The sequence below is a fragment of the Lentzea flava genome, assembly GCF_014648475.1.
Lineage (GTDB): Bacteria > Actinomycetota > Actinomycetes > Mycobacteriales > Pseudonocardiaceae > Lentzea > Lentzea flava.
Window position 1 is genome coordinate 42,746 of the sequence record NZ_BMRE01000003.1, and the last position, 22,058, is coordinate 64,803.

18 protein-coding genes are annotated in these 22,058 nt (G+C 69.1%); 14 read left to right on the plus strand and 4 right to left on the minus strand.

The window, feature by feature from the left end:
- The first annotated feature begins 3 nt into the window (after positions 1-3).
- The 3 genes from IEZ09_RS06855 (at position 4) to IEZ09_RS06865 (ending at position 6,993) form a co-directional block, all read left to right on the plus strand.
- Entirely contained in the window at positions 4-6,045 is a 6,042-nt protein-coding gene (locus tag IEZ09_RS06855; protein WP_229812301.1) for an AMP-binding protein, read from the plus strand.
- An 8-nt stretch (positions 6,046-6,053) separates the two neighbouring features.
- A complete protein-coding gene (locus tag IEZ09_RS06860) occupies positions 6,054-6,509 on the plus strand; it encodes an ATP-binding protein (protein WP_189252738.1) in 456 nt (151 codons plus the stop codon).
- A gap of 82 nt (positions 6,510-6,591) precedes the next feature.
- Positions 6,592-6,993: an ATP-binding protein gene (locus tag IEZ09_RS06865; protein ID WP_189252739.1), complete on the plus strand. Its 402-nt coding sequence runs from the start codon at positions 6,592-6,594 to the stop codon at positions 6,991-6,993.
- On the opposite strand, the gene bla is transcribed toward IEZ09_RS06865, so the two are convergent.
- Together bla and IEZ09_RS06875 are read right to left on the minus strand one after the other, a co-directional pair.
- Complete coding sequence (gene bla, locus IEZ09_RS06870) at positions 6,986-7,891, minus strand: class A beta-lactamase (protein WP_189252974.1); 906 nt, start codon at positions 7,889-7,891, stop codon at positions 6,986-6,988. The two genes, IEZ09_RS06865 and bla, sit on opposite strands and share 8 nt — an antisense overlap.
- The gene (locus IEZ09_RS06875; protein WP_189252740.1) at positions 7,870-9,006 is read right to left on the minus strand and encodes an alpha/beta hydrolase family protein; all 1,137 of its coding nucleotides are present in this window, start codon (positions 9,004-9,006) and stop codon (positions 7,870-7,872) included. Before IEZ09_RS06875 ends, bla begins: the two co-directional genes overlap by 22 nt.
- Before the next feature lie 134 nt (positions 9,007-9,140).
- Here IEZ09_RS06875 and IEZ09_RS06880 point away from each other — a divergent pair, with 134 nt between their 5' ends.
- The 11 genes from IEZ09_RS06880 (at position 9,141) to IEZ09_RS06930 (ending at position 20,301) form a co-directional block, all read left to right on the plus strand.
- Complete coding sequence (locus tag IEZ09_RS06880; RefSeq protein ID WP_189252741.1) at positions 9,141-10,520, plus strand: extracellular solute-binding protein; 1,380 nt, start codon at positions 9,141-9,143, stop codon at positions 10,518-10,520.
- Positions 10,513-11,379: a carbohydrate ABC transporter permease gene (locus IEZ09_RS06885; RefSeq protein ID WP_189252742.1), complete on the plus strand. Its 867-nt coding sequence runs from the start codon at positions 10,513-10,515 to the stop codon at positions 11,377-11,379. The genes IEZ09_RS06880 and IEZ09_RS06885 overlap by 8 nt, the downstream gene beginning before the upstream one ends.
- On the plus strand, positions 11,376-12,197 hold the full coding sequence (locus IEZ09_RS06890; RefSeq protein ID WP_189252743.1) for a carbohydrate ABC transporter permease: 822 nt from the start codon (positions 11,376-11,378) through the stop codon (positions 12,195-12,197). Before IEZ09_RS06885 ends, IEZ09_RS06890 begins: the two co-directional genes overlap by 4 nt.
- Positions 12,197-13,180: an ABC transporter ATP-binding protein gene (locus IEZ09_RS06895; RefSeq protein ID WP_189252744.1), complete on the plus strand. Its 984-nt coding sequence runs from the start codon at positions 12,197-12,199 to the stop codon at positions 13,178-13,180. Before IEZ09_RS06890 ends, IEZ09_RS06895 begins: the two co-directional genes overlap by 1 nt.
- A gap of 4 nt (positions 13,181-13,184) precedes the next feature.
- On the plus strand, positions 13,185-13,871 hold the full coding sequence (locus IEZ09_RS06900) for a phytanoyl-CoA dioxygenase family protein (RefSeq protein ID WP_189252745.1): 687 nt from the start codon (positions 13,185-13,187) through the stop codon (positions 13,869-13,871).
- A gap of 100 nt (positions 13,872-13,971) precedes the next feature.
- Entirely contained in the window at positions 13,972-14,793 is an 822-nt protein-coding gene (locus IEZ09_RS06905) for an ABC transporter permease (protein WP_229812303.1), read from the plus strand.
- Positions 14,790-15,794 (plus strand): ABC transporter substrate-binding protein, encoded by a 1,005-nt coding sequence (locus IEZ09_RS06910; protein WP_189252746.1) that lies wholly within the window; start codon positions 14,790-14,792, stop codon positions 15,792-15,794. Before IEZ09_RS06905 ends, IEZ09_RS06910 begins: the two co-directional genes overlap by 4 nt.
- A complete protein-coding gene (locus IEZ09_RS06915; RefSeq protein WP_189252747.1) occupies positions 15,791-16,582 on the plus strand; it encodes an ABC transporter ATP-binding protein in 792 nt (263 codons plus the stop codon). The genes IEZ09_RS06910 and IEZ09_RS06915 overlap by 4 nt, the downstream gene beginning before the upstream one ends.
- 166 nt (positions 16,583-16,748) lie before the next feature.
- Positions 16,749-18,788, plus strand: coding sequence for a PQQ-dependent sugar dehydrogenase (locus IEZ09_RS06920; RefSeq protein ID WP_229812304.1), 2,040 nt, complete (start codon positions 16,749-16,751; stop codon positions 18,786-18,788).
- Positions 18,788-19,717 (plus strand): hypothetical protein, encoded by a 930-nt coding sequence (locus IEZ09_RS06925; RefSeq protein ID WP_189252749.1) that lies wholly within the window; start codon positions 18,788-18,790, stop codon positions 19,715-19,717. The genes IEZ09_RS06920 and IEZ09_RS06925 overlap by 1 nt, the downstream gene beginning before the upstream one ends.
- A gap of 74 nt (positions 19,718-19,791) precedes the next feature.
- Positions 19,792-20,301 carry a hypothetical protein gene (locus IEZ09_RS06930; protein WP_189252750.1) on the plus strand — a complete coding sequence of 170 codons (510 nt, stop codon included), beginning with the start codon at positions 19,792-19,794 and terminating at the stop codon, positions 20,299-20,301.
- Positions 20,302-20,306: 5 nt separating this feature from the next.
- Here IEZ09_RS06930 and IEZ09_RS06935 read toward each other — a convergent pair whose 3' ends face one another.
- Positions 20,307-20,813 (minus strand): GNAT family N-acetyltransferase, encoded by a 507-nt coding sequence (locus IEZ09_RS06935; RefSeq protein ID WP_189252751.1) that lies wholly within the window; start codon positions 20,811-20,813, stop codon positions 20,307-20,309.
- Between the two features lie 24 nt (positions 20,814-20,837).
- Positions 20,838-22,013, minus strand: coding sequence for an SGNH/GDSL hydrolase family protein (locus IEZ09_RS06940; protein ID WP_189252752.1), 1,176 nt, complete (start codon positions 22,011-22,013; stop codon positions 20,838-20,840).
- Positions 22,014-22,058: the final 45 nt, after the last annotated feature.

Sequence of the window (22,058 nt, forward strand, 5' to 3'; positions counted from 1 at the left end):
GCTGTGCACAACGACCTTCCCGCGCGGATCGCGGACCTGCTCGGCATCGACGACGTCGGCGCCGACGACAACCTGATCGAGCTGGGCATGGACTCGATCACGATGATGCGCCTGGCCGGGGCGTGGCGGAAGGAAGGCGTCGACGTCAAGTTCGCCGACCTCGTCGCCAGCCCGACACTCGGCGCGTGGCAGTCGCTTCTCGGCGCCACGACAGCGAACGACGTCCGCCGGGTCGACGTCGACGAGACCGCGCCGTTCCCGCTCGCGCTGATGCAGCACGCCTACTGGGTCGGCCGTGCGCCCGGCCAGCAGCTCGGTGGCGTGGCCGCGCACTTCTACCACGAGTTCGACGGCGAGAACGTCGATCCGGAACGCCTGGAACGCGCTGTGCGCGCGGTGATCGCCCGCCACGGCATGCTCCGGGTCCGCATCCTCGACGACGGAACCCAGGTCATCGGGGAGGATCGCTGGCCGGGGCTGACGGTCCACCGGGACTCCGATGTGGACGAACTGCGCAAGATGTTGTCGCACCGCAACATGGACATCGCGAACGGCGAGGTGTTCGACGTCCAGCTGTCGTTGCTCGGTGACGGCCGCACGCGCGTGCACGTCAACCTCGACATGATCGCCGCGGACGCGCTGAGCCTGCGCGGCCTGCTCGGCGACCTCGCCCGCGCGTACCGGGGCGAGCAGTTGCGGCCGTTGGACTACAGCTTCCCGCGCTATCTCGCGGAACGCTCGCACACCGCGGACGAGAAGGACGTCGAGTACTGGCGGCAACGCCTCGCCGGCCTGCCCGGCGCACCCGAACTCCCGGTGACCGGCGCGGACACGGCCGTCGTGCTGCGCAGGCACCGCTGGCTCGCCCCGGACGAGGTGCGGGCGCTGGAGACGAACGCCGCCCGCCACGGCCTCACCCCGGCGATGGCGCTCGCGGCCGTCTTCGCCGAGACCCTGACCGCGTGGAGCGCCGAGCCGCGCTTCCTGCTGAACCTGCCGCTGTTCGACCGCGAACCGCTGCACGCCGACGTCGACGAGCTGGTCGGCGACTTCACCTCATCGATCCTGCTGGCCTGGGAGGGCGGCCTTCCCGGCACGTTCGCCGAGCGCGCGCGGAGGCTCCAGGACCAGTTCCACGCCGACGTGGCGCACAGCGCGTACTCCGGCGTCGAGGTGCTGCGGGACCTGTCGAGGCTGCACGGCGAACGCGTGCTCGCGCCGGTCGTGTACACGAGTGCGCTGGGCCTGGGAGAGCTGTTCTCCGAGGAGGTCAGGGACTGCTTCGGCGAGGCGTCCTGGATCATCTCGCAGGGCCCGCAGGTGTGGCTGGACGCGCAGGTCACCGAGCTGAACGGCGGCCTGCTGGTCAACTGGGACATCCGCGAGGACGCCTTCACGCCGGGCGTGCCGGACGCGATGTTCAACGCTTATGCGGGCCTGCTGGACTGGCTGCTCGTCACGCCGGAAGCCTGGACCACGCCGGTGCCCGCGCTGCTTCCCGTTGAACAGCGGGAAATCCGGTCCGAGGTCAACAACACGGCCGTGCACCGCGAACCCCGCGGCCTGCACGACCCGTTCTTCGCCCAGGCGGCCTGGACCCCGGACGCACCGGCACTGCTGTCGGACGGTGTCGTGTCGTACGGCGAACTCGCCGACCAGGCCAAGCGAATCGCCGGACACCTGCGGCAGCAGGGCGTGCAGCCGGGCGATCTCGTGGCGATCGACCTGCCGAAGGGCCCGGAGCAGGTCGTCGCGGTGCTCGGCGTGCTCGCCGCCGGTGCCGCCTACCTGCCGCTCGGCACGCAACCGCAGGCGCGCAAGGACCGCATCCTCGCCACCGCGGGCGTCGCACACGTGCTCACCGAACTCGTCTTCGGTGATCCGATCGATCCGGTGACGGGAGGCGATCTCGCCTACGTCCTCTACACGTCCGGCTCGACCGGTGAGCCCAAGGGCGTGGAGATCACCCACTCCGCTGCCGCGAACACGATCGACGACCTGAACGAACGCTTCGCGATCGGGCCGGGTGACCGGACGCTCGCGTTGTCCGCGCTGGAGTTCGACCTCAGCGTGTACGACATGTTCGGGCCGCTGGCCGTCGGTGGCGCGGTGGTCTGCGTGCGCGACACCGGACACCGTGACGCCTCGAAGTGGGTCGAGCTGCTGCTGCGGCACCGGGCCACGGTGCTGAACTGCGTGCCCGCGTTGCTCGACATGGTGCTGACGGTCGCGGAGGAGGAACTGCCGCTGCGGCTGGTGCTGCTCGGCGGCGACTGGGTGACGACCGATCTGCCCGGCAGGCTCTGGGAACGCGCGCCGGGCTGCACGTTCGCCGGACTGGGCGGCACCACCGAGACCGCGATCCACTCGACGGTCTGCGAGGTCGTCACCGTCGATCCACAGTGGACTTCGGTGCCGTACGGGGTGCCGCTCGGCAACGTCCGGTGCCGCGTGGTCGACGCGCTGGGGCGGGACTGCCCCGACCACGTTCCCGGTGAGCTGTGGATCGGGGGTGCGGGTGTCGCGCGCGGGTATCGGGGTGATCCCGAGCGCACGGCGGCGAAGTTCACCGACGGCTGGTACCGGACCGGCGACCGGGCGCGGTACTGGCCGGACGGGACGCTCGAGTTCCTCGGGCGGGCGGACCACCAGGTGAAGATCCGCGGGCACCGGATCGAGCTGGGGGAGATCGAGGCGGCGCTGACCTCGCATCCCGCCGTGCAGGGCGGAGTTGTCGTGGTGACGGCGGAAGGGAGGCTCGCCGCGGCCGTCACGGGCGACAGCGACGGCGTGCTCGGCTTCCTCCGCGACCGGCTTCCCTCCGCGATGGTCCCCGACACCGTCACCGTGCTGCCGGAACTCCCTCTCACCCCCAACGGCAAGATCGACCGCAAGCGCCTCGCCACCGAACTGCGCGGCACCGCCCCGAAACACCTCACCCGACCCGCGACCGAGACCGAACGTCTGGTCGCGGCTGTCTGGTCGGACCTGCTCAACGTCGGGGAAGTGGGCCGTGAGCACGACTTCTTCGCCCTCGGCGGCGACTCCCTGCTGGCCACCCGCCTGATCGTCCGGCTGCGCGAGGCAGGCCTCGACGGGATGTCGCTCAGCGCGTTGTTCGCCAACCCCGTCCTGAAGGACTTCGCCGCCACCCTCGCCACCGGCGGCACAACGGCCCCCTGGCAGCTGAACGCGGCCCCGGACCAGCGCCACGAACCGTTCCCGCCGACCGACGTCCAGCGCGCGTACTGGCTCGGCCGCGACGAGTCGTTCACGCTCGGCGGCGTCGGCTGCCACTTCTACCGCGAGTACGAGGTCGCCGGCCTCGACGTCGAACGCCTCGAAAACGCCGTCAACGCCCTGATCGCGCGCCACGAGATGCTGCGCGCGGTCTTCGACGAGAACGGTGATCAGCGGATCCTCGACAGCGTTCCCCGATTCGAGGTCCAACGAGGCTTCACCAGGGAAACCCAGTCGCGCAAGGTGTTCGACCCTGCTCAGTGGCCGCTGTTCTCGGTCGCCGTCGACGGCGACCGCGTCGCGATCGGCATCGACAACCTGATCCTCGACGCGCTCAGCATCCTCATCTTCTACGCCGAGCTGGGCACGCTCTACGACCGGCCGGACACCGAGCTGCCGCCGATCGGCGTGTCGTTCCGCGACTACGTCCTGAGCCTGCCCGAACCGTCCTCACAGGACTACTGGAACGAGCTGGAGCTGCCACCGGCACCGAAACTGCCGCTGGCCAAGGATCCTGCGGACGTCACCCCGGTCTTCAGCCGCCGGGCGGCGCACGTCGACTCCGGCCGCTGGAAGTCCGTCGTGGAACGGGCACGCGAGCACGGCCTGACGCCGTCCGCGGTGCTGATGGCCGCGTTCGCCGAGGTCCTCGGGAGGTGGAGCGGGCGCAACGACCTCACGTTGAACGTCACGCTGTTCGACCGCGCCGAAGTCCACCCGGACATCACCAGAGTGATGGGCGACTTCACGTCGTTGCTGCTGGTGGCCTGCGGTGAGGGCGAGACGTGGCTGGACCGGGCCAAGTTCGCGCACGAACGGCTCTGGCAGGCCATCGACCACCGCGACGTCTCGGCCGTGCAGGTCATGCGGTCGTTGCCGGAGGGCATGCCGGTCGTGTTCACCAGCGCGCTGGGCGTGGGGGTCGAGCAGCCGAGCTCGTTGTTCGACCGGCAGGTCTGGGGTGTGTCGCAGACCCCGCAGGTGTGGCTGGACCACCAGGTCACCGAGTCGGCCGGCGGTGTCGAGCTGAACTGGGACGCGGTCGACGAACTGTTCCCCGACGGCGTCCTGGACGACATGTTCGCCGCCTACCTGTCCCTGGTGGACCACCTGGCGACCGGCGACTGGGCGGAAATCCCCGATCTCCTTCCTTCATCGCAACGACAGGTGCGCGAGCGGGTCAACGCGACCGACGGGCCGGTTCCCGACCGCGCGCTGCACGCCGACTTCTTCCGGCGTGCTCAGCAAACCCCTGATCGCGTGGCCGTCGAATGGGACGGCGGCCGGCTCACGTACGGCGAACTGGCCGACCGGGCACTCCGCACCGCGGCCGCCATCGGCCCCGGCGAGGAACCGGTCGCGGTGTCGTTGCCCAAGGGCCCCGACCAGATCGTCGCCGTGCTCGGTGTGCTGGCCGCGGGCAGGGCGTACGTGCCGATCGGCGTCGACCAGCCACCCGCACGTCGCGAACGCATGCTGCGGGGCATCGGCCAGGTCATCACGGAGCTCGACCTCGGCGCCGAGCCCGCCGAGCTGGTGCACGCACACCCGGATTCGCTGGCCTACGTCATCTTCACGTCCGGCTCGACCGGTGAACCGAAGGGCGTGGAGATCACCCACCGGGCCGCGTTGAACACGATCGACGACATCAACGAGAAGTTCGGCGTCACCGAGGACGACCGCGTGCTCGCGGTGTCCGCATTGGACTTCGACCTCAGCGTGTACGACATCTTCGGCCTGCTCAGTGCGGGCGGCACGGTCGTCACCATCACCGAGGACGAGCGCCGCGACGCGCAGAGGTGGCACGAACTCGTCGAACGCTTCGGCGTGACCGTGTGGAACACCGTGCCCGCACTGGCGGAGATGCTGTCGATCGTCGGCGACACGAAGCTGCGCCTGGTCCTCGTCTCCGGCGACTGGGTCGGCCTCGATCTGCCGGAACGCTTCCCGCAGGCCAGGTTCGTCGCGATGGGCGGCGCGACCGAGGCGTCGATCTGGTCGAACTACGTCGAACTGAAGAGCCCGGAACCGGGCTGGCGTTCGATCCCGTACGGCACCCCGTTGCGCAATCAGCGGTTCCGCGTGGTCGACGGTGCCGGGAGGGACTGTCCTGACTGGGTCGCCGGTGAACTGTGGATCGGGGGCACAGGTGTGGCGCGGGGGTACCGGAACGACCCCGAGCGCACCGCGGAGAAGTTCGCCGGCGGCTGGTACCGCACCGGCGATCTGGGCCGCTACTGGCCGGACGGCACGCTCGAGTTCCTCGGCCGCGCCGACCAGCAGGTGAAGATCCGCGGCCACCGCGTCGAGCTCGGCGAGGTCGAGGCCGCGCTGCTGGCCTCTCCTGGCGTCACGCAGGCGGTGGCCGCCGTGGCACAGGGACGGCTCGTCGCGGCCGTGACGGGGTCCGAAGTGGACCCGGCGGTCGTGGCAGGACGCCTGCCCGCACACATGATTCCCGACCACGTCGAACTGCTGGACGAGATCCCGTTGAGCGCGAACGGCAAGGTCGACCGCACCGCCGTTGCGACGCTCGTCACACCTTGCACGGAAGTGGCAGCGCCGCAAGGAGAACTGGAAGCCGAGATCGCCGCACTGTGGGCGGATCTGCTGGGGCTGAACGAGGTCGGCCGGAATCAGAACTTCTTCACCCTGGGTGGCGACAGCCTCAAGGCCACCAGGTTCGTCGAAGTTCTGCGTGGAAAACACGGGCCGATCGTCTCCTTGCGATCGTTCTTCGCCGCGCCTACGGTCGCTGCCGTCGCGGAGGTGCTCGACGCGGACGTCGAGGAGGGTGCGATCTAGATGGTTTGGTGGCCGATGCACTCGGGTACTCCGCGCCAGAACTGATCAACACCAGCTCGAGGAGCGGTTTGGCGCGCGACCAGGCAGCGAGGAAGAGTGAGGCGGCCCACCTGCCCCTGGGCAGGCAGCGGCCGAGTCTCGCGACCGTCCGGCGCTGGGTCCGGGTGGAGCTGACCGGGGAGAACGCCGACTGCGTCGCCGACGTGCTGCTGGTGGTGAACGAGCTGGTCAGCAACGCCTACCGGTACACGTCGGAGCCGTCGTTCCTGCGTGTCGTCATCGGGAAGTCGAAGATCCGGATCGAGATCGCGCACGACGCCCGCGCCCATCCGCCGCTGCGGAAGGTCTCCCGTCCGCAGCGGGGATACGGCCTGGTCCTGGTCGCGCGGCTGTCCGAACGATGGGGTGTCGACCGTGCTCACGGCGGCACCGTGGTGTGGGCGGATCTGCCGAGGGAGTTGTGAGTGAAGTTCGATGGGTTTCGATGTGCGCGCCACTGGGTACGGAACCTCCTGCCTTGAACTAACAGGGCACGGGGAGATGCTGATGGGTGTAGCAGGACGGTCCAGCGAACGTCTGGACCTCGTCCTACCGGAGGGAATGCTGCCGCTCGCGGACGTGCGGGCGGAGGTTCGCCGCCTGTTGAGGGGCATGCACGAGAACGTCGTGGTCGACGTGATGGTCGTCGCCACGGAGCTCGTGAGCAACGCGTACCACCACGCAGCCCCGCCGCGCCGTGCCAGAATCCTGCGCCTGCCGGAACGCGAGGTTGTGCGGGTCGAGGTCGACGACGGGACGCCCGGACGGTTCCCCCAACTTGGACGGATGGGGTTTCTCGGGCGGCGGCAGCGGGGGTTGTTGCTGGTCAACGGTCTGGCACAGGTGTGGGGACACAACCGGTACCCGGACTCGAAGACCGTGTGGGCGGACGTGTCCTCGGTCAGGTGAGGGTCTTGGTGACGTAGGCGGCGGCTTCGGCGATGAGGGCCTCGTCGTACTTGGCGTCGGCCGCTGACCTGCTCGACATGATCGAAATGAGAATCGGCTCCCGATTCGGCTGCCACACGACGGCGATGTCGTTGGCCGTGCCGTAGTCGCCGGTGCCGGTCTTGCTAGCGACCCTGCTGCCCTGCGGAACGCCTGCCCGGATCCGCTTGGCGCCGGTGACCGAGCGCTCCAGCAGGTCGGTGAGGAACGCTCGCTTCTCCTGGTCGAGCGCATTGCCGAGAACGAGCCGCTGGTAGTCCGTGCCGAGTGAACGCGGCGTCGCGGTGTCACGCGGGTCGCCGGGCGTGGCCTCGGTGATGGCGGGCTCGGTCCGGTCCATGCGGGTCTCGTTGTCGCCGAGTTCGCGCAGGTACTTCGTGAGCTCCGCGGGGCCGCCGAGCTCGCGCAGCAGCAGGTTGCCCGCCGTGCCGTCGCTGAAGCGCACGGCGGCGTCGCACAGGTCCCGCAGCTTCATGCCGGTCTGGACGTTCTTCCTGGTGATCGCCGAGCTCTTCATCAGGTCGGCTTCGGTGTAGGTGACGACCTTGTCGAGGTACGTCATCGGGTTGCGGTGCAGCAGGGCCGCCGTGGCGAGACCCTTGAACGTCGAGCAGAACGCGAACCGCTCGTCCGCGCGGTGCTCGATCGTGCCGACGCCGGCCGCGTAGACGCCCAGCCGTGCGTCGTACTTCTTCTCCAGCTCGTACAGGGCTTCGTGCCGGACGGGTGCCGCGCTGGTCGTCGTCGCCGGTGGAGCGGTCGCCGGTGGCGCGGGCCGGGCCGCGCAACCGGCGAGGGGGAGCAGGGTCAACGTCTTGAGCAGGGTGCGTCGAGCAGTCACGCCCCCACAGTATTTGATCTCACGAGCCGGATCCCCGGATGGCGAGGCCGGTCGAACAGCGTCGTGGCCCGGTGCTTCAGGTGCAGGTCGAAGAACGCGGCCACGTAGTCGTGCTGGGCCGCGAGCGCGTCCCGCGGATCGATCGTTCCGATCAGACCCGCACGGCGTTCCGGGGAGATCTGGGCGATCTGCGGCACCGACCACTGCATGTCGCTGAAGCCGAGGTGCGCGCCGTCGTCGAGGTGCACGTCCCGCTTCCACCCGCGCTGGTTGGGCCAGAAGTCGGCCCACGTCCTGGTCAGGCTCGTGTCCACGTGCGACAGCTCCCGTTCGCCGAGGTCACCGCCGAACAGCAGGAACGGCCGGTCGAGTCCGTTCTTCACCACTTCGCCCGGCGCGTAGGTGCCGCCCTCGCCGGTGTGCTCCATCGCGCCGTCGATGTTGATGCCCGCGTCGAACCTGCGGTCGTGCACCATCGTCTCGCCGGCCGTGTAACCGCCGTAGGAGTGCCCGGCGATGCCGACTTTGGACGTGTCGATCCACTTGTGCAGCCGAGGCAGCTGCGTCAGCACGAACCGCATGTCGGCGACCCGTGCGTCGATGGCCTTCTTCATCGTTTCGGGCTTGGCGTCGGCCATCAGGCCCCACTCGACGCGGTTGCCGGGGAACTCCACGGCCACCGTCTCGTGGGTGTGGCTCACTGTCACCACGACGTAGCCGCGGCTCGCCAGGTCGTCGGCGGTGCCCTCGTAGAACTCGCGCGGCGTCTGAAGACCCGGCGAGAACAGCACGACCGGCCATCTGCCCGGCACCGCCGGAGCATTCACCCGAGCTTGCCGGGGCGTGCCGGACCAGTCGACCGACCCGGCGGGGATGTCGAGGTAGTCCGGGCTGGAGATGATCGGGTCGACGGCCGTCGCGAGGCCCTGACCCAGCCACGGCGCCTGCTCGCCCTTGCGCTTGGCCGGGTAGCTGACGGTGACCATCAGTTCCCGGTTCTTCGACGGCTGGAACGGGTCGGCTCGCGTGGGATCGACGAGGTGGGCGTCGAACGTCCCGACCGGGAACGGGCCGCTGAGCTGCGGCGACACCAGAGTGGAGGCGGCGAGGACGGCCGCCATGAGCAGTTGCATTGATGATCTACCCCCTTCCCGCGTGAGCCTCCCAGGCGCGCGCTGAGAGGGGACTGAGAGCTTGTGGCGCCCGTGATCGAGTGCCATGTTGGGGTCTGACGTACCAGCTGGTCCTCTGGGTGGGGAGATCACGGATGCGGCGAACAACGGGGTTCGGGCTGCTGGCGGTGTGCGGGTTGCTGGCGGGGTGTCTGGGGCAGTCGCAGGAGGGTGATCAGGCGAGAAACGCCGACGCCAAGGAGATCACGCTGACGATCGTCGCCAACGCGGCCGAGGGCGGGAAGAACGCCAGAGGGGCGAACTGGCTGCGGAACTGGGTGATCCCGAAGTTCACCGAGCAGCAGAAGGCCAAGGGCGTCACCGCGACGATCAGGTTCGAGCAGAACGGCACCGGCGACGAGGACTACAAGACCAAGGTCGCGCTGGACCTCAAGACCGGCGGTGGTGGCGACATCATCGAGATCGACGGCATCTGGCTCGGCGAGTTCGCGCAGGCAGGCCAGATCAAGCCGCTGGACGAGGTCGTCGGCGACACCGGCTGGGACGGCTGGAACCAGATCCCCAAGGCCGTGCAGGGACTCGGCGAGTTCGATGGCAAGCGGTACGGCGTGCCGATGGGCACGGACGGACGAGTGCTGTTCTTCAACAAGAAGCTGTTCGCGCAGGCGGGGCTGCCCTCCGACTGGCAACCCAAGTCGTGGCAGGACGTGCTCGACGCGGGCGCGCGGCTGAAGACGTTGCCGGGCGTATATCCCATCCAGCTCAACGCCGGCACCGCGATGGGCGAGGCCACGACCATGCAGGGTGTGCTGCCAGCGCTGGCCGGCACCGGCAAGCCCATCTACGACAACGGGAAGTGGCAGGGGGATTCGCCAGGGCTGAAGGACGTTCTGGGGCTGTACCAGAAGATCTACGGCGGCGGTCTCGGCGATCCGGTGCTGCAGCAGGAGGCGGGCGGGCGCCAGCGGTCGTTCCAGCTGTTCAGCGAGAACAAGATCGGCATCCTGCTGGAGAGCGACTACTTCTGGCGTTCCGTCGTGGAACCGAAGAACGGCGTGGCGAAGATGGCCGACCGCGACACCGCCGTGGGCTGGGCGCTGGTCCCCGCTCGTCAGCCGGGTGCTGGCGTGGGCGGGCAGGATTTCGTGAGCATGTCCGGCGGTGGCGTGCGGGTGATCAACCCGAACACGAAGTACCCGAAGCAGGCGTGGGAGTTCATGAAGTTCCTCAACTCCAAGGAGGCCGTGAAGGAGTCGCTCGCGGGCACCGCGCAGACGACCCAGCGCCAGGACGTCAACGACGAGGTGCTCAAGGGCGACCCCATGCTGACGTTCATCTCGGAGAAGGTCCTGCCGATCACCCGCTACCGGCCGGGGCTCGCGAACTACCCGAAGGTGTCGGCGGCGTTGCAGCAGGCGACGGCGGACGTGGTGGCCGGCAGGAGTCCCGACGAGGCGGCACGCGCCTACCGCGAGGCGTTGGTGAAGGCGGTCGGCGAGGAGAACGTTGGATAGCGCCGGCCTGGGCGTCCGGCGCGGCCTCGCGTTCGTCGCGCCCGCGCTGGTGCTGATCGGGATCTTCCTGGTCTTCCCCGCGCTGTGGACGCTCTACATCGGCATCACGAACTACCAGCTCACCGGGCCCGCGGCGGCGAACCCGCAGGTCGTCGGGCTGGAGAACGTGCTCAACGCCGTGCGCGACCCGCTGTTCACCAACTCGGTGTGGCTGACGGCGTTGTTCGTGCTGTTCTCCGCGGTCATCGGGCAGAACGCGCTCGGCTTCGGGCTCGCGTGGCTGCTGCGGCCGGCGAACCGGTGGCTGCGGCGGACGATCGAGGGGCTCGTGCTGCTCTCGTGGATCCTGCCCGGCACCGTCGTGGCTTTCCTGTGGTTCGCCGTCCTCAGCCGCGACACGGGCACGCTCGGCGTGCTGCTGGGCTCGCCAGAGACGTCGTGGCTGGTCGAGTACCCGATGACCAGCCTGATCATCTTCAACGTCTGGCGCGGCACGGCGTTCTCGATGCTGCTCTACACCTCGGCGCTGGCCGCGGTGCCGCCCTCGCAGCTCGAGACCGCGCGGCTGGTCGGCGCGTCGGGCTGGCAGACCGTGCGGGACGTGGTGTTCCCGCACATCCGCGGGCACGTGCTCACCAACACGTTGCTGATCAGCCTGTGGACCGCCAACGACTTCACGCCGTTCCTGCTGACCTCCGGGGGCCCGAACCACCGGTCCGAGGTGCTGCCGGTGCTCATCTACCGGCAGGCGCTGGAGGGCGGCGAGCTCGGGTACGCGTCCGCGATGTCGTTGCTGCTGCTGGTGGGCAACCTGGTGATCGCGCTGGTGTACCTGCGACTGTTGCGGAGGCGTGCGTGAGTCCTCTGTGGATGGTGCGGCGGATCGGCTTCTACGTGCTGATCACGATGGTGCTGGCGTTCTTCGCGGTGCCGATGCTGTGGCTGGCCTCTGCGCCGTTCGACTCCAAGCCCGGCCTCGGGTTGCGGTGGCCGGACTGGACACTGCGCAACGTGACGGCGACCTTCGACCACCCGTTCACGTTGTCGTCGCTGGTGAACTCGCTGATCCTGTGCTCGGTCGCCACGGTGGTGACGACCGTGCTCGCGGCGCTGGCGGCCTACGCGTTGTCGCGGGTGCGGATGCCCGGCCGGGATCTGCTGCTGTACCTGCTGTTGTTGCTGTCGTCCGTGGTGACCGGCACGGCCGCGATGGTGCCGATCTTCGTGATGATGCTGCAGCTCGGCCTGATCAACTCGCAGTTCGGGACGGCGCTGGTGATCGCGGGCGGCATGCTGCCCGCCGCCATCTTCATCCTGAAGGACTTCATGGACGCCGTGCCGCGCTCGTACGAGGAGTCGGCGCGGGTGTTCGGCGCCTCGCCGCGCCAGGTGCTGAGCCACGTCGTGCTGCCCGTCGCGCGGCCGGGGGTGGCCACGATCTTCGTCTGGGCGTTCGTCAACGCCTGGGGCAACTTCCTGCTGCCGTTCCTGCTGCTGCGCGACGTCGGTCAGCAACCGGCGGCGGTGCTGCTGCGCACCCTGTACGACGAGGGCGGCAGCGCCAACCTGAGGGTGATCCCGGTGTTCTCGCTGCTGTACTCGATCCCGGTGGTCGTGCTGTACCTGTTCGTGAGCAAGCGGTACGGGTTCCGATTCCACGGAGGCATCAAGAGCTGATGGCGGGCATCACGATCGCCGGTCTGTCCACCGTGTACCCCAACGGGGTGCGGGCGGTGGACGCGCTGGACCTCGACATCCTCGACGGCGAGTTGTTCGCCCTGCTCGGCCCGTCGGGTTGTGGCAAGACCACGCTGCTGCGCACGATCGCTGGGCTCGAAGGCGCCTCCGCAGGCGACGTGTCGATCGGCTCGCGGGTCGTCACGCGGCTGCCGCCCGGTGACCGCCGGGTCGCGATGGTGTTCCAGGACTACGCGTTGTTCCCGCACATGACGGTGGCGGAGAACATCGCCTATCCGTTGCGGGTGCGGGGTGTCGCGAAGCCGGTGCAGCAGGAGACCGCGGTGCGCACGGCGGGCGGGCTCAGCCTGGGAGCGTTGCTGGACCGGCGGCCGGGCCAGCTCTCCGGCGGGCAGCAACAACGGGCGGCGCTGGCCCGTGCCGTCGCCGCCTCGGCCGAGGTGCTGTTGCTGGACGAGCCGTTGTCCAACCTGGACGCGCGGTTGCGGCTGGAAGCACGGACGTTCCTGAAGAAGCTGCAGCGGGAGCTGGAGCTGACGACGGTGTTCGTGACGCACGACCAGGCCGAGGCGCTGGCGCTGGCCGACCGGATCGCGGTGATGGACGCCGGGCGGATCCGGCAGCTCGGGACACCGCGCGAGGTGTTCCAGCGCCCCGCGGACACGTTCGTCGCCAACTTCATCGGCTCGACGCCCATGAACCTGGTGCCGCGCGGCGCGGAGATCGTGGGTGTGCGGCCCGAGTACCTGAAGCCCGCCGCGGAGGGTCTCTTCACCGGCACGGTGTCCATTGTGGAAAACCTCGGCGTGACCTCGCTGGTGACGCTGGACTGCGGCGAGGACCAGATCGGCTACGTCGTGCCGGAGGACGAGGAGCCCGAGATCGGCACCGTGGTGACGGTGGACGCCCCGCCCGCACGCGTTCTGCGCTATGACAAGGAGACCGGCCTACTCGTGAGGTGACGCGATGTTCCAGAACGACGGCTACGAGACGCACTCCAGCGTGCTCGCCCCGGCCAAGTTCGAGGCCCTGGCGGCGCATTTCGAGGCCAAGCTGGCGGCCTTGCCCGCAGGGCGGCGGCCGGAACACATGGATGTGCCGCACCTGACCGACCCGGCGCTGTTCGAGTGGCTGCTGGACGCGGACGTGCTCGACCTCGTCGAGTCGCTGATCGGCCCGGACATCGCACTCTTCTCGTCGCACTTCATCTGCAAGCCCGCCGGCGACGGCAAGCCCGTGCCGTGGCACCAGGACGCACACTTCTGGCGCGACACCATCGACCCGGCGGGCGACGCCATCACCGTCTGGCTCGCCATCGACCCGTCGACGGTCGAGAACGGCTGCCTGCGCGTGATCCCCGGCAGCCACCTCGCGGCCGTCTCCCACCACGGCACCGACGACTGGTTCTTCAACCAAGAGACCTCGGTCGACGAGTCGCTCGCCGTGGACGTGGAGCTGGAGCGCGGCGCGTGCAGCATCCACTCGGCCATGCTCGTGCACGGCAGCCCGCCGAACCACAGCACCAAGCGCCGCTGCGGCTACACCATGCGGTACGTGCCGACCACCGTCCGGTTCCTGAAGGCGGGCGATCATCGGATCTATCTGGCGCGCGGACGTGACCACGCGGGCAACGTCTACGCCCCGGTGCCCTGACAGGAGAATGGTCTGATCCAGCTGGATCGATCCTCCACCTTGACCGGTCAGCGAGCCGGACATAGCGTACGGGAAAGCGCTTTCCGACGTAGGGAGCACCGTGAAACCGGTTTCGGGGGACCGCTGGCGTGGTGTGGCCGAGCGATCGTGGCGTCCGGCCGCGCTGCTCGCCGCCTGCCTGGTGATCTGGCACCTCATCACCGTCACCGGCCTCGTCGAGGCCTACCTGGTGCCGTCGCCGGCCAGGACGTTCGACCTCCTCGTCGACAAGTGGTCCTACCTCTGGGGCCACACGTGGGTCACCACGTACGAGACGATCCTCGGCTTCGTCATCGCGGGCGTCCTCGGCGTGCTGGTGGCCGTCGCGATGGTCTACTCGCGGACCGTCGAGAGCACCGCCTACCCGATCCTGCTGTTCGCGCAGGTCATCCCGAAGATCGCCATCGCGCCGCTGTTCGTGGTGTGGCTCGGCTTCGGCTTCGAGCCCAAGGTGATCGTCGCCGTGCTGATGGCGTTCTTCCCGGTCGTCATCTCCACGGTCACCGGTCTCAAGTCGGTCGACGCCGAGATGCTGGAGCTCGCGGCCACGATGGGCGGCGGCCCGGTCAAGACGTTCGTGAAGATCCGCTTCCCGGCCGCGCTCCCGCACCTGTTCGCGGGGCTGAAGGTCGCCGTGACGCTGGCCGTGACCGGTGCCGTCGTCGGCGAGTTCGTCGGCTCCAACGAAGGCCTCGGGTACGTGATCCTGCAGGCCAACGGCAACATGGACACCCCGATGCTGTTCGCAGGCCTGATCGTCATCTCGGTGGTCGGCATCCTCCTCTTCCTCCTGCTCGACCTCGCCGAGCAGCTGATGCTGCCGTGGCACTCCAGCAGGCGTGGCGCCGCCGTCACAACCCTTCTCGCGAAAGGTGGGACATGAAGAAACTGCTCGCAGGCCTTCTCCCCGCGTTGCTGGTGGTTGCCGCCTGCGGTGGTGGCGGCGGTGGCACCGCGCAAAGCGGTGAGGCCAAAGAGGTCACGCTGACCCTCAACTGGTACCCGTACGGCGAGCACGCGCCGTTCTACTACGGGGTCAAGCAGGGCATCTTCGACAAGCACGGCATCAAGCTCAAGATCCAGGCCGGCCAGGGCTCCGGCAAGACCGTCCAGGCGACCGGCGCCGGCCAGACCGACTTCGGCTGGGCCGACACGTCCGCGCTCGCCACCGCCGTGGAGCAGGGCGTGCCGGTGAAGAGCGTCGGCGTGTTCCTGCAGACCACGCCCGCGTCCGTGCAGTTCTTCAGCGAGAAGAACATCAAGAAGCCGGAGGACCTCAAGGGCAAGTCGGTCGCCACGACCGCGGGTGACGCGCTGACCAAGACGTTCCCCGCGTTCCTGAAGCAGAACGGCATGCAGGAGTCGGACGTCTCCATCCAGAACATCGACCCCGCCGGGAAGATGGCCGCGGTCATCTCCGGGCGGACCGACGTGTTGCTGGGCTTCGCGTCCGACCAGGGCCCGACGATCAAGGAGAAGTCCGGCAAGGACGTGGGCTACCTCCGGTTCTCCGAGTTCGGGCTGAACTACTTCAGCAACGGGCTGCTCACCGGCAAGGCCATGCTGCAGAAGGATCCCGAGCTGGTGAAGAAGATGGTCGCGGCGACGCAGGAGGCGTGGAGCGCGGCCGAGAAGGCGCCGGAGGCCGCTGCCGAGTCGATGAAGGGCGCCGCCGAGCAGCTGCCGTCGCCGACCGTCGTGCTGGAGCAGTTCAAGACGACGCTCGCGTTGCTGCACACCGACGCCACGAAGGACAAGGCGCCGGGCGTCAACACCGCGGACGACTGGAAGAAGACGATCGACACGTTCCAGAAGACCGGGATCATCAAGGAAGCCTCCGAACCGTCTGCGTATTGGGAGGAAAGCGTGGCTCCGAAGGGATGAGCACAACTTTGGGAACCACCTCCGCCGTCGCGATCAACGACGTCTCCGTGCGCTTCCGGTCGAAGCGCGCGGAGACCACCGCGATCGAGCAGGTCTCGCTCGACGTCGCACCGGGCGAGTTCGTGTCCATCGTCGGCCCGTCCGGCTGCGGCAAGTCGACGTTGCTGAAGCTGGTGTCGGGACTGCTGCGACCGTCATCGGGCTCGGTCACGTTGCTGGGCGAGCAGGTGCGCGGGCCGCGGCACGACATCGGGTTCGTGTTCCAGCGGGCGGCGCTGCTCGAATGGCGCTCCGCGCGGCGCAACATCCTGCTGCAGGCCGAGATGCGGGGCATGAGCTCGGCGGAGGCGGGCAGGCGCGCCGACGAGCTCATCGAGATGACCGGGCTCACCGGCTTCGAGAACGCCCTGCCGCACGAGCTGTCCGGTGGCATGCAGCAGCGCGTGGCGTTGTGCCGCGCGTTGCTGCACCAGCCGCGAGTGCTGCTGATGGACGAACCGTTCGGCGCGCTGGACGCGTTGACGCGCGAGCAGATGAACGTCGAGCTGCATCGGGTGTGGCGGGAGACCGGCACGACGGTGCTGCTCGTGACGCACTCGATCGCGGAGTCGGTGTACCTGGCGAACCGGGTGATCGTGCTGACGCAGCGTCCCGCGCTGGTCAAGGAGGTCATCGACGTCGAGTTGCCGGGCGAGCGCGACTACTCCGCGACGATGGCTCGTCCGGAGTTCGCGGCGGCGACTGCGCGCATCCGGGATCTCCTGGGAGCCGTGACGGGGCACGATTGAGTTCCGGTGGGACATACGCCGTTGGTGCGTGAAAGGTCGGAGGGGTTGTAACCGGTCCATCGGCTGGGTAGATTCCGGTCACCGTCGCCACGGAAAGCGCTTTCCGCTGCCGTGCTGCCACGGCCTGGCCCACAGGGTGGTGGGGATGTCCAGACGGTTGTCCTGGTTGGCTGTCACAACATTCGTGATCTCAGCGCTGCTCGTGCCCGTCGCGTCCGCCCAGCCGGACGTGCCGATCGCCGACCCGTTGCCCACCCCGGGCACCTCCGGCATCGGCCTGGAGCTGACCGAGGTCGCGCAGCTTCCCGAGTCCAAGCCCGTGCCGCCGCCGACCGACTCCCGGCTGCGCCGCTACAACCGGATCAACTACCTCGGCGAAATTCCGGACGGGTCGGGCCGCCTGTTCGTCCCGGACATGAACGGCAAGCTCTACCTGCTGGACAACGGGGTTCAGCACGCGTTCCTGGACCTGGGCGCGCTCGTGGGCGCCGACTTCCACAGCCACCGCGGGCTGGGCAGCGGGTTCGGGTTCGCGGCGTTCCACCCGAACTTCCGGCGCAACGGCAAGTTCTACACCGTGCACACCGAAGCCGGTGCGGCGCTGACGTCGAAGAAGCCGGATCTGCCGTCACCTCCCGACATGGTCGTCCAGGGCGTGATCACCGAGTGGACCGCGTCGGATCCGCGCTCCGACGTCTTCTCCGGCACGCGCCGCGAGATCCTGCGCGTCGGCTACGCGTCGTTCATCCACGGCTTCCAGGAGATCGGGTTCAACCCGACGGCACGCTGGTGGGACGAGGACTTCGGCCTGCTCTACGTCGCGTCGGGCGACGGCGGCATCGGCGTCTCCTCGACCGTGCCGCAGGACCTGGCGCTGCCGCAGGGCAAGATCCTGCGCATCGACCCGGCCGGCCGCAACGGTGTCAACGGCCAGTACGGCATCCCGCGCTCGAACCCGTTCGTGTCGCGTTCCGGTGCGCTGGGCGAGATCTACGCCTACGGCATGCGCGACCCGTACCGCTTCAGCTGGGACTCCGGCGGTTCGCACAAGATGTTCCTCGGCCACATCGGGGAGAAGGCCGTCGACTCCGTGTACGAGGTGCGCAAGGGCGCCAACCTGGGCTGGAGCGAACGCGAGGGCCTGTGGGAGTTCCGGCGCGGCGACCCGTCGTGCGGGGTGTTCCCGCTGCCGGCGGACGACGCCGAGTACGGGTTCACCTACCCCGTCACGGCGTTCGACCACAACCGGCTCGCTTCCTCGAGGCCCTGCGCCGACAGCGGCAACGCGTTGATGGGCGGCTTCGTCTACCGCGGCTGGAAGATCCCCGCGTTGCGCGGCAAGTACATCTACGGCGAAGGCGTGAAGGGCCTCGTCTACTACGCCGAGGAACGCGAGATGCGGCTGGGCCGGCCGATGGCCGCGACGCGCGAAATGATGGTCTACGCCGGCGGGCAGCTGACGACGCTCAAGGCGCTCGTGAACGATCCGAACCGCGTCGACCTGCGCTTCGGCCAGGACGCCGCCGGTGAGCTCTACGTGCTGGCCAAGGCGAACGGCAAGGTCTGGAAGGTGACGGGTGCTCGCACCTTCGCCTCCTGCCGGTCCGGCCACGACTTCGTCGTCGGCGGCGGGTCGGCACGCTGGTGGGAGCCCGTTACGCCCGCGCTGTGGCAGTTCCCCGGCCGCGAGGTCGTGCTGGCACAACCGGGGGTCGCGCGTCCCGGCCCGCGCCGGCCGTTCGAGTACGCGGTGCTCAGGAAGGGCCCGGCGTTCGGCTCGGTGCAGATCGACGCCTCGGTGCGGCTCGACACGCCGGTGTCCGAGTCCAACCGGGACGTGATCATCGTGTTCGGCCACCGGTCGGACACCGAGTTCTACTACGCGCATCTGTCGTCGGACAACAAGATCTACCCGCACAACGGGATCTTCGTCGTCAACAACGCCGACCGCCTGCGCCTCGACCACCAGTGGGACGCCGCACGGTCCGTCGGTGCCCCTCCGGCCGTCTCGGACACGGCCTGGCACCGCGTGCGGGTGCGGCACTGCGCCGGCTCGGGCGAGATCGCGGTGTACCTGGACGGCTCGCCGTTCCCGCTGATGACGGCCGTGGACAGGACCTTCTCGTCCGGTCGCGTCGGCTTCGGCTCGTTCGACAACATCGGCAGAATGCGCGACCTGCGCGTGCACGGCGAGGGGGTGCGGTGATGCGGAGGTTGTTCGTCGCCGGTCTGGTGGCCGCGTTCTGCGTGGGTCTGGCGGCTCCTGCCCAGGCCACGTTCGGCACGGTTCTGCCGACGTTGTCGCGCAACCTGGTGTCGTACTACGACTTCGAACACCCGGTGCGCGGCAACAAGGCCCTGGAACAGGACAGCGGCCGCTCCGGCACGGCGTTGCAGCTGATCAACGGCGGCGCCGGCATGCGGGTGCGCGACGGCGCGTTCCGGCGCAGCCGCACCTCGTTGCAGCTCAAGCAGGTCAACCCCACCACCGCGGGCAACGACGACTGGAAGGCGGGCCTCTACAGCGACACCGGCGTGCCGAGCCTGCGCGCGTTCAACGGCGCCCGCCAGGCGTCGATCATGGGCTGGGTGAAGATGACCGGCCAGAACCCGGCACCGAACTCGAACTCGGCCAACCCGGACGACTTCTACGGCGCGATCGGCCTCGCGGGTGTGCTGTCGGGTGACTCCAACGGCCACGCGGTGCGCGCGTTGCTGGAGCTGATCGGGGTCGACGGGGAGCTGAAGCTGGTCGCGCTGGCCAGGCGGATCGACGGCGGCGACTCGCAGACGTTCGCGGCCACCGAACCCTGGCAGAAGCTGCTGCCGCAGAACGAATGGGTGTTCCTCGCGGCCACCTTCGACTTCGACACCGGCGCCATGGCGTTGTACCGCAACGGAAAGCCGCTGGCGGGCAAGTACGTCGTGGCGGGTGATCCGTGGAAGCTCGAAGGTGAACCGGAACCGGATCTGGCGTCGGCCACGGACCCGCGCGGGATCAAGATCGGCGGCAGCTACCCGCAGAACACCCGCGAGGGCAACGCCTGCAACTGCCGGATGGACAGCCTGATGTTCCTCGACCGCGTCGCGAAGCCGTGGGAGGTGCACCTGCAGTACCACTGGATGAAGGGCTGACGGCTACCGATGAACGGCGCATTTGTGCACCTCAGGTGGACAAATGCGCCGTTCATCGCTCACTCCGGCGGGTGATGATCAGGGTCACTACGCTGGCGGGTGTGGCGGGAGAGAAGAAGCGTGCGGGGCTGCCCCGCTGGGCGGGCCCGTTCTACCTGGCCGCCGGCGTGATCACGCTGGTCTGGGCGGGCGTGCTGTTCAACGACTTCCTGAACGCGCCGTCCCGCTGCCCGGACACCAGGCTGCGCTGCGGGGCGTTCCTGACCACCTCGCTGCGCCAGTACACGATCTCCTGGGTCGTGTTCGACGTAGCGCTCGCGGTGATGCTGGTCGTCACCGGCTGGCTGGCCCTGCGGCGACGGGACCACGTGCAGCTGCCCGCCGCGGTGACGGGCGCGTTGCTGTTCGTGGACGCGTGGTTCGACACGATGTCGAGCCCGCGCCGCGACCGCCCGCTCGCCTGGGCCCAGGCGCTGTTCGTCGAGCTGCCGCTCGGCGTGCTGTGCCTGTGGATCGCCGGGCGGGCGGAACGCGTCCGCAGGGAACGGCTCGCCGACGCGTTGCGGCGCCTGGAGGAGTCCTGAGGCCGTCAGCTCAGGGGGATCTCGAAGTGCACCACGCCGTCGTCCTCTTCCCAGAGCTCCTTGCCGAGCGTGCGCCACAGGTCGAGCGCTCCCGGCGAGTGCCGGTAGGTGTGCAGGTACACCGAGCGGTACCGGCCGTCCTGCCGGGCGAAGTCCAGCAGCTCGGCGACCATCCGGCCGGCCAGCCCGCGCCTGCGGTGTTCCGGCCGCACGTACACCCGCCGCAGCTGAGCCGTCTCACCGTCGGGATAGCGGTCGGCGAGCCACTGCGGGTGCCGTGGGCCCCGTGAGTCCAACGCGCCGGTGCCGACGACCGCGCCGTCCTCCTCGTCGTACGCGACGAGGAGGACATGGCGGTCAGGGCCGAGGTAGAACCCCTCGACGTCGATGACGTCCTCGTGCCACCGCGGCACGTACCCCGTCCCGAAGTCGCGGTAGAGGGCGTCGAGCATCACCGCTCGTGCCTCGCCGAGGTCGTCCCGCGTCGCCACCCTGATGCCATACGAATGCACTTGCACATCGTAGGCATCAAGCTTTCAGAGCGTGCCGAGCCGGACCGCCTTCGCCATCGCCTCGAAGCCGGAGTCACCGGGGTGCAGGTGGTCGCCCTGGTCGTAGTCGGGCCGGATCCGCTGCGGGTCGGCGGGATCGCGGATCACCTCGTCGAAGTCCACCACGGCGTCGAAGTCCGTGCTGCCGCGGATGAACGCGTTCACCGCCTGCCGCACCGCCTCCAGCTCCTCGGTGTAGCTGTACCAGCCCTTGAACGGCGTGATGGTCGCGCCGATCACCCGCAGGCCGCGGTCGTGCGAGCGCTGGGCGATCTGCTTCAGCGCGGCGATGATCTTGGCCGGGTCGGTCTCGTGCGGGGTCTGCTGGATGTCGTTGATGCCCTCGAAGACGATGACCGTGCGCACGCCGGACTGGGTGAGCACGTCGCGGTTCAGGCGGGCCAGTGCGTTGGGGCCGGACGAGCCGCCGTCGAGGAGGAGGCGGTTGCCGCTGATGCCCGCGTTCAGCACACCCAGGCGGGTGTTGACGCGGTCGGCGAGCTGGTCGGGCCAGCGGAGGTTGGCGCCCCAGGTCGAGTTGGCGCCGTCGGTGATCGAGTCGCCGAGGGCCACGACGCTCCCGCGCAGGGTCGAGGTGCGGACGTCCACGCCGGAGACGTAGTGCCAGGACGTGGTGCGCTCGCGGAAGGCCGCGGCGGACTCGTCGGCCGTGTGGTTGCCGTCGCGGGTGAAGTAGGAGTTCTGCATCGTCAGCTGGTGGTGGGTCACCGGGCCGCCCGGAGCCGGGGTGAACACGCTGACCAGCAGGTCTGAGTCGGCGGGGACGGTCAGGGCGACGCCGTCGCTGATCACGTCCGCGCCGGGCGGGACGGTGATCGACTGCGAGCCGCCGAACGTCAGGGTGCGCATCGTGCCCGGCAACGCCAGGGGTGTGTCCGGACCGGCCGCGCGGGCCACCGTCACCTGGCCGAACTGGATCGGCGTGCGGCCGTAGGCGTTGGAGAGGCGGACCCGGATCTCCTTGCCGCCCGCGCTGACGTGCACGATGTTGCGCACGGAGAAGTTCGGGTAGCCGTTCTCGGTTCCGGGGACTGCCGACGACGGTGCTGTCGCCCACGTTCCGACCCATCTGGGCGGTGCGGCCCCCGCGGGAGCGGCTGCCGCCACCAACAACGCCACTGCCAGCAGAAAGCGTGTCATGCACTCGACCTTGGCAGCGCTCTCGCCGGGGCGGTAGCCGCCGAT

Bases quoted from the DNA above. Each gene is read 5' to 3' on its own strand.
- IEZ09_RS06915 (WP_189252747.1), top strand. From the start codon at position 15,791: ATGAGCACAACTTTGGGAACCACCTCCGCCGTCGCGATCAACGACGTC.
- IEZ09_RS06865 (WP_189252739.1), top strand. From the start codon at position 6,592: ATGGGTGTAGCAGGACGGTCCAGCGAACGTCTGGACCTCGTCCTACCG.
- IEZ09_RS06930 (WP_189252750.1), top strand. From the start codon at position 19,792: ATGATCAGGGTCACTACGCTGGCGGGTGTGGCGGGAGAGAAGAAGCGT.
- IEZ09_RS06940 (WP_189252752.1), bottom strand. From the start codon at position 22,013: ATGACACGCTTTCTGCTGGCAGTGGCGTTGTTGGTGGCGGCAGCCGCT.
- IEZ09_RS06875 (WP_189252740.1), bottom strand. From the start codon at position 9,006: ATGCAACTGCTCATGGCGGCCGTCCTCGCCGCCTCCACTCTGGTGTCG.
- IEZ09_RS06910 (WP_189252746.1), top strand. From the start codon at position 14,790: ATGAAGAAACTGCTCGCAGGCCTTCTCCCCGCGTTGCTGGTGGTTGCC.
- IEZ09_RS06925 (WP_189252749.1), top strand. From the start codon at position 18,788: ATGCGGAGGTTGTTCGTCGCCGGTCTGGTGGCCGCGTTCTGCGTGGGT.
- IEZ09_RS06895 (WP_189252744.1), top strand. From the start codon at position 12,197: ATGGCGGGCATCACGATCGCCGGTCTGTCCACCGTGTACCCCAACGGG.
- IEZ09_RS06880 (WP_189252741.1), top strand. From the start codon at position 9,141: ATGCGGCGAACAACGGGGTTCGGGCTGCTGGCGGTGTGCGGGTTGCTG.
- IEZ09_RS06900 (WP_189252745.1), top strand. From the start codon at position 13,185: ATGTTCCAGAACGACGGCTACGAGACGCACTCCAGCGTGCTCGCCCCG.